This window comes from Fluviicola sp., assembly GCF_030151805.1.
Taxonomy (GTDB): domain Bacteria; phylum Bacteroidota; class Bacteroidia; order Flavobacteriales_D; family Crocinitomicaceae; genus Fluviicola.
On sequence record NZ_JASLCN010000377.1, the window covers coordinates 1 to 7,038 of the forward strand.

Here is a 7,038-nt window from a genome sequence, read left to right on the forward strand (position 1 = left end):
TTTTTGCATTTTATCGCTATCCGCAAATTGAAAAAACGCAAAAAAACCGTTCTTTGGATCATGCTCCTCGGTGGTATTATCTTGCCTTTCTTCCTGCTCTTTTATTATCCGCTTTCTTATGACCTTATTGATTATTCCATTGGTGACGCTGCAAGTCACTACCATGGCTATGTAGGCCTCGTAATTTTCCTCTATCCGTTTGCTTTAATCATTTATGGTGCGGTCTTATGGCAAGAATACAAAAGTCTCTTTCCTAAAAATCAAAATCTCTTGAACAGATAGTCAAACAATTCCTTCCGGTAGATTGCATTGTACAAGTTTTAAATTATTTCCCGCAGAGGGCGCAAATTTACGCAGATGTTTTTCTGACGCGTTTTTCTTAAAAAGAACTGAAATAAAAAAGGTCGGGGCGAAAAATTTTTCGCCCCGACCTTTTTTTCGTAATAAATCTTTTTATTAGTCTTTCACCACCGTGTAACCCGGGTATTTTGACTTGTCGAATACAAACTTGCTGTCTTCAATTGCCGGATTGGAAGTAAACTTCGTCATCGTAAACGTAGAAACTGTTCCGTCGTTTGATTTCATAATTGCTTTTTTCAACTCGTTATCTTCTTTTGAAATGTAGATGATAATCGTGTGGTAATTTGCTTTCTTCGGGTTTTTCGGGTACAAGTAGATTACATGAACTTTTTCGCCGTTCAATGTTTCTTCTTTGTCGTATTTGGTTTTGAATCCGGTTTCCCAGATTGTCATCAACTTCTTCGGATTGATTGATTCTTCATCGCTTCCGGAAGCATCTGTTTCGTACACCGTTTTTTCTTCCTTCACGATACTCCACGTTTTCAAACCGTTTGAGATCAAAGTCGTTTCGCCGTATGTTGCGCTATACTTATCTCCTTTTACCCAACCTTTTCCGGATAAATTGGAATTTGTTCCGTTGGTGCTGTTTTTGATTGTAGCACTGAATTCCACGTAGAATGTTTTCAGTCCTTTTATTTTCGCCGAAACTTTATCCAGAATTCCATCAGCCTTTGCGTCCTGACCGTATGACAAAGTGCTTCCTAGTAGAGTTAAGCAAATAATTAAGTATTTCATGTTTCACAATTTTCTGTGCAAATATCAGAAATTGTGCCAAGATTCATAGTAGTAAGTAAAAAAATGCTGTTAGATTTCTGTTAAAACAGCTCTTCTTTTTACCGGATTGCCAGTGATAACAGTCACTTGCCACGTTGAATCTTTATTTGTTCAAAAAGTTCAATCGTTAAAAAGGTTCGATTGAGAACGGAAAATGAATAATTGAGAACGGAGAATTGAAAAATGAAAAGTTGTTTAAGGAAAATACATTTGAACATTTTCAAGCATCAAAAACAAATCAGTCTGCAATTCCCTTCGAGCGCAGGAATTCTTCCAGACTTTCCAGGTCTCCGAAAAGCACTTCTCTGGCTTTGCTTCCCTGAAATGGCCCTATAATTCCATATCCTTCCAGCTGATCCACGATCCGTCCGGCGCGATTATAACCCAATTTCAGTTTCCGCTGCAAGAGCGATGCTGATCCCTGGTTGTTAATCACCACGATTCGCGCTGCATCTGCAAACATGGAATCGATATCATCCAGATCCACATCGCTGTCTCCACCACCATCGGCACCAACATATTCAGGTAAGATCAACGCTTCCGGATATGCTCTTTGTTCACCGATAAACTTACAAATATCTTCTACTTCCGGTGTGTCGGCAAATCCACATTGTACACGAATCAAATCCTGCCCCAGTGAGATCAACATATCTCCCCGACCGATCAACTGATCTGCTCCGGAAGAATCCAGGATCGTTCTGGAATCAATTTTCGACAATACGCGGAATGCAATACGCGCCGGGAAGTTTGCTTTGATCATCCCCGTGATTACGTTCACCGACGGACGCTGTGTTGCAACGATCAAATGGATTCCAATTGCACGAGCCAGCTGCGCCAAACGGGCAATCGGGTGTTCTACTTCTTTTCCTGCCGTCATGATCAAATCCGCGAACTCATCAATCAACACCACAATGTATGGCAAATAACGGTGTCCTTTTTCGGGGTTCAGTTTACGGGCAATAAACTTCGCGTTGTATTCCTTGATCGTACGAACCTGCGCTTCTTTCAACAATTCGTAGCGGTTATCCATTTCGATACACAACGAATTCAAGGTATTCACCACTTTCGAAGTGTCCGTGATAATTGCATCTTCTTCTCCCGGAAGTTTTGCCAGGAAGTGGCGTTCGATGCGGTTATAAAGCGTTAATTCTACTTTTTTCGGATCGACGAGAACAAATTTCACCTGCGCCGGATGTTTTTTATACAGGATCGAAACCAGGATGGCATTCAAACCAACGGATTTACCTTGCCCGGTTGCTCCGGCCACCAATAAGTGCGGTGCTTTTGTTAAATCGAAGGTATAAGTTTCATTTGTAATGGTTTTCCCCATCACGATCGGCAATTCAAAATCCGAATTCTGGAATTTCTCCGATGCAATCAATGATTTCATGGAAACCATGTCCGGACTGCTGTTCGGAACTTCAATACCAATGGTTCCTTTTCCCGGAATCGGTGCAATGATACGAATCCCTAAAGCGGATAAACTCAAGGCAATGTCGTCTTCCAGGTTTTTGATCTTCGAGATCCGCACTCCCGGAGCCGGTACAATTTCATACAAGGTTACCGTTGGTCCGACCGTTGCTTTAATCTTGGCAATATCAATTTTATAATGCGAAAGCGTTTCTACGATCTTATTCTTATTGTCTTCCAGTTCCTGCTTGTTGATGGAAACCTGTCCGTTTCCGTAATCTTTCAACAAATCGATCGGTGGAAGCATGTAGCCCGACAAATCCAGGGTTGGATCATAATCTCCGTATTCCTGGCGGATTGAATTGAATTCATCATCAGAAAGCGTTGCATCCGTAGCGGCAATACTGACTTTGAAATCACTTTCTTCGTCGTCTTCCTCTTCTTCAATCACTTCCTGAACAGGAATTTCCGGTTCCGGCGTTTTTTCTGCTCCGGGCTGAATCACGATAAAGCTTTCATCTTCGCCGTCACCATAGGATTCGTCTTCCACTTCATCTTCTTCATCAAAAGCCACTTCTGCTGCTCCGGCATCGGCTTTGATCTGGTCTTCACGAATGGTATTTACCACGTGAATATCCGTCATCTTATCCGGAAGCGGCTGATCGTCTTCAAAGAAGGATTCTTTCGCTCCTTTGGCTTTATTGAACCACGATACGATGTCTGCGTTGAACAAAACCACCAACACAATCCACAACAAGGCAACAATCGCAATGAAACTTCCGAAACCACCGACTGTCAGTTTCAACCATTGGTTAATTGCAAATCCGAATGTTCCTCCCAGGTAATCAATGTGTTCGACGAAAAAGCCGAGAAAAATCGAGCTCCAAACCATGAAGAGGGCTGCAACAGCTATTGATCTACGAATCGGAAGCAATAAAATATTGAGTGTCCATTTGAATCCGACCAGGAAAATGATGAATGAAATAGCAAAAGAAGAAACTCCGAACCAGCGGTACATGAACAAATGTGACATCCATGCTCCGAATTTACCCAACCAGTTTTCAACCGGCAGCGGACTTCCATCGAACAAAAAAGTGAACAATGAAGTTCCCAACACACGATCCTGGTCCGATTTCCAGGTAAAGAAGTAAGAAAAGCAGGATAAAAAGGTGAAAAAGGAAAACAACACCATCGCAATCCCGAAGATTGTTTTGACTCTTTTTTTGTCAAAGCGGGTCAACAAACGATCCAATAAGGCATTATCCGAAGCTTTGCGTTCTTTTTTAACGCTCGCTTTCGAATCCTTCTTGTTTTTTTCTTCCGCCTGTTGTTCGCCTTTTTGCCTGTATTCGTTTTCTACTGCCATTCTTCACGAAGTATCTTACGAAGATAAGTACATAAAGCAGGTTTATAAAGTTCGTTACGCTTTAACTATAAACAAACTACTGTTCATTATTTGAATAGAAAACACGCATGAATTCTTCAAAGCTGATCCGCTTGTAATCCGAAGGAATTCCGAAAAGATCTCTCGAAAGCTTTTCATCTTTCTTTTCAAGCAATTCATAGTGAATCAATCCGTCCTGGGAAGGAATGTAATAATCCACTGCAAGACCGCTTACTTCGGGGTAAACCTGCAGGTATTTATTGGGCATTTTCTTTGCGAAATAGCAATAAAACCCGGCTGTATTGACGTCTTTAACAAAGTACTTCCGGGCTTTGATCCCGGCAATTTTTTTCGACCCGAACTTTTTCTTCACGGTATATCCTTTTTCAACCACCGAGTCTGATTTCTTTGACAAATCTGTCTGAATGGCGTATTTATTTCCGTCCAACTCCAATAAGAGGTATGCTTTATTGAGGTTCATGTTGCGGATATATACCTGCACTCCGAATTGTTCTGTTTCGGTTTCCACACGCACCACCGTGTCATTCGTGTAAAGTGTTACGCCCCAGGTTTTCATAATGGCATTGGTATCCGGCGCCATAATGCTTGCTTTGTATTTGAGCACCCCGGAAAAAGGTTGTTGGGAAAAAGAAAAACCGCTTATCAAAAGCACGCAAAACGTGCATAAAAGTCTATACATATTACTCAAATGTTGCAAATAGATTGTTCATTTTCTGCTCGTACTCACGGTAATTGATGTGTGTACCTTTCGCCGGCAAAGTAAACAAACGTTGTTTGGATTTATCCATTTTCGGGCTAAACTTTTTTGCTTTGTAATCCATCCGGATTCCGAAACGATCTATCGAATATGCCAATAAAACTCCCGGAACCTCGTGAAAGGTATTGTACCAGTTCGGATCTTTGATATCAATTTCTTCTGTATACCAAAGTGTTATCACATCCTTTTTATCGGTTTTTCCTCTGGCGATTGCTTTTTTCACATGAAAGCCCGACAAAGTATCGACCTCATCCGTAAATTGAATATCATATTCCTGCTGACCTTTAAGCATAGCCTGTGTTTCTTTCGGAGTTAATTTCGTTTTAAACGCTTCTTCACCGTATTGGAAATAAATCTCTATTTCTTTTTGGTTACAGTCAAACAGCAAGACATTCTGAAGATTTGCACGACTGATATCGTTTCTCACGATTCCGTTCCGGAAGCTGATTTCCATTTCTTTCGGAAGAATACTATACAAAAAGGCATTGTTCCTGTGATTCGGATAATCCACTGAATAAATGATCGTCCCCTCTTTCACAAGTGGTTTTTCAGGGGAGCAGGATGTGAGGAAAATCAAACAAATTCCAATCAATATGGTGGAATGCTTTACAAACATATAAGACCTTTAATAAGAACAGAATACGGCAAATTGTTGAAAAGGTTTCGACAGCTTGAATAACTTACCGGAATCAGACTAAAGCAAATATGTATTTTTGCCGTATTAACAATTTGTTATGCATCGGAAAATTGAAATCATTGTAAACAACTCAGAATTAACGGCTGGAACCAGGGGCGCTTCATTAGGCCCGGGAGCAATTATGACAGCAGCGCGTAAAACAAATAATAACTACTTCAACTTATTTCCGCTTCACCCTTTACCGGATTTCAATCATTTTCTCGATCAGGCAAACACCACCGAATTTGCAAAAAATATTCTTCCATACAAACAGGTTTTCGAAGCTGTTGCAGAAAAAACACAAACCGTTCTGAAAAACGGGTCTTTCCCGATTATTCTTGCAGGAGATCACGGATCAGCTGCGGGAACAATTGCCGGAATCAAAGCTGCTTTTCCTGACAAACGTTTAGGCGTGGTCTGGATTGATGCCCACGGAGATTTACATTCTCCTTATACGACTCCATCCGGAAATATGCACGGAATGCCGTTGAGTCTTTCCCTGGGAAATGACAACAAAGGCTATCAGCGAAACACGCCTTCCGAAGAAGTTACCCGTATTTGGGACGAGTTAAAATTCAAATACACCGGAAGTTCCAAGATCAATCCTTCCGATTTGGTTTTCATCGGAGTTCGTGACACGGAACATGAGGAAGATCAATTGATTGCTGAAAATAACATTACCAATCATACGGTAGAATCTCTTCGCAAAGAAGGTGCACCTGAAATAATCAGTCAGGTATTGAAACAATTGGAACCTTGTGATATCATTTACGTTTCATTTGATGTGGATTCGATGGACCCGGAAGTAACTTCTTTCGGAACAGGAACACCGGTTGGAAATGGTATTTTTCCGGAAGAAGCGGAAGAAATATTAACTTTGTTGGCTCAAAGTCCGAAAACGGTATGCATTGAATTCGTAGAAGTCAATCCGTGCCTGGACAATAAGATCAATACCATGGCGGAAACGGCTTTCTCTTTGTTGGAATCGGTGACCGTTGCTTTGAATAATTGAAAAGTGAGAATTGAGAATTGAAAAGTGAGAGTCAAGACTTTTGATGAACAATTATTTTAAACTTTTCAATTGTCCATTTTCAATTATAAATTAAATAAATAATAGAGTCCTAATGGAAAAATTAATCAAGTCAGCAATCATTGAAAAATCCAATCTTTTATTTGGGTTTGAATGTTCTGACTCGCTGATTCAGTTTCAAAAAACGAAAAAAGAATTCGAAGGAGATACCACTTTGGTGTTGTTCCCTTTGATGAAACTTGCTGGAAAATCTCCGCAAGAAATTGGAAAAGTGTTGGGTGATTTTTTAAGGGACGATGTACGCTGTATCCGTGATTATTCTATTATCGGAGGATTCCTGAATGTCAGTTTCCCGAATAGTTACTGGACACAGCAATTGGAACAGATTGATACAGATGCAGCTTTCGGATTTGAAGCGAAAGATTCCAAACCTGAAATTATGGTGGAATATTCTTCTCCGAACACAAACAAGCCGCTGCATTTAGGACATTTACGAAATAATTTCCTGGGGTATTCCGTTGCAAAAATCCTGGAGGCTTACGGTCACAAAGTGATTAAAACACAAATCATTAACGACCGTGGAATTCACATTTGCAAAAGCATGCTTGCCTGGCAGAAATTCTCCC

7 protein-coding genes are annotated in these 7,038 nt (G+C 40.7%); 3 read left to right on the forward strand and 4 right to left on the reverse strand.

Annotated features, from left to right (window positions below; genetic code table 11):
- The coding region (locus tag Q1V93_RS14280; protein ID WP_300665599.1) for a hypothetical protein at nucleotides 1-282 on the forward strand (282 nt) is incomplete at its 5' end.
- A gap of 174 nt (nucleotides 283-456) precedes the next feature.
- Here Q1V93_RS14280 and Q1V93_RS14285 read toward each other — a convergent pair.
- From Q1V93_RS14285 to Q1V93_RS14300, 4 genes are all read right to left on the reverse strand, one after another.
- Nucleotides 457-1,095, reverse strand: a complete 639-nt coding sequence (locus Q1V93_RS14285; RefSeq protein ID WP_300665600.1) for an outer membrane lipoprotein carrier protein LolA — start codon at nucleotides 1,093-1,095, stop codon at nucleotides 457-459.
- Nucleotides 1,096-1,372: 277 nt separating this feature from the next.
- Nucleotides 1,373-3,910: a DNA translocase FtsK gene (locus Q1V93_RS14290; RefSeq protein ID WP_300665602.1), complete on the reverse strand. Its 2,538-nt coding sequence runs from the start codon at nucleotides 3,908-3,910 to the stop codon at nucleotides 1,373-1,375.
- Between the two features lie 76 nt (nucleotides 3,911-3,986).
- Complete coding sequence (locus tag Q1V93_RS14295; RefSeq protein WP_300665603.1) at nucleotides 3,987-4,628, reverse strand: hypothetical protein; 642 nt, start codon at nucleotides 4,626-4,628, stop codon at nucleotides 3,987-3,989.
- A gap of 1 nt (nucleotide 4,629) precedes the next feature.
- Entirely contained in the window at nucleotides 4,630-5,244 is a 615-nt protein-coding gene (locus Q1V93_RS14300) for a hypothetical protein (protein ID WP_300665604.1), read from the reverse strand.
- 196 nt (nucleotides 5,245-5,440) lie between these two features.
- Between Q1V93_RS14300 and Q1V93_RS14305 the strand changes: the two genes are divergently transcribed.
- On the forward strand, nucleotides 5,441-6,394 hold the full coding sequence (locus tag Q1V93_RS14305) for an arginase (protein ID WP_300665606.1): 954 nt from the start codon (nucleotides 5,441-5,443) through the stop codon (nucleotides 6,392-6,394).
- Between the two features lie 112 nt (nucleotides 6,395-6,506).
- The coding region (gene argS / locus Q1V93_RS14310) for an arginine--tRNA ligase (RefSeq protein ID WP_300665607.1) at nucleotides 6,507-7,038 on the forward strand (532 nt) is incomplete at its 3' end.

Excerpts from the sequence above, each read along its gene's own strand:
- Q1V93_RS14285 (WP_300665600.1), bottom strand. The coding sequence starts at position 1,095 with ATGAAATACTTAATTATTTGCTTAACTCTACTAGGAAGCACTTTGTCA.
- Q1V93_RS14290 (WP_300665602.1), bottom strand. The coding sequence starts at position 3,910 with ATGGCAGTAGAAAACGAATACAGGCAAAAAGGCGAACAACAGGCGGAA.
- Q1V93_RS14295 (WP_300665603.1), bottom strand. The coding sequence starts at position 4,628 with ATGTATAGACTTTTATGCACGTTTTGCGTGCTTTTGATAAGCGGTTTT.
- Q1V93_RS14305 (WP_300665606.1), top strand. The coding sequence starts at position 5,441 with ATGCATCGGAAAATTGAAATCATTGTAAACAACTCAGAATTAACGGCT.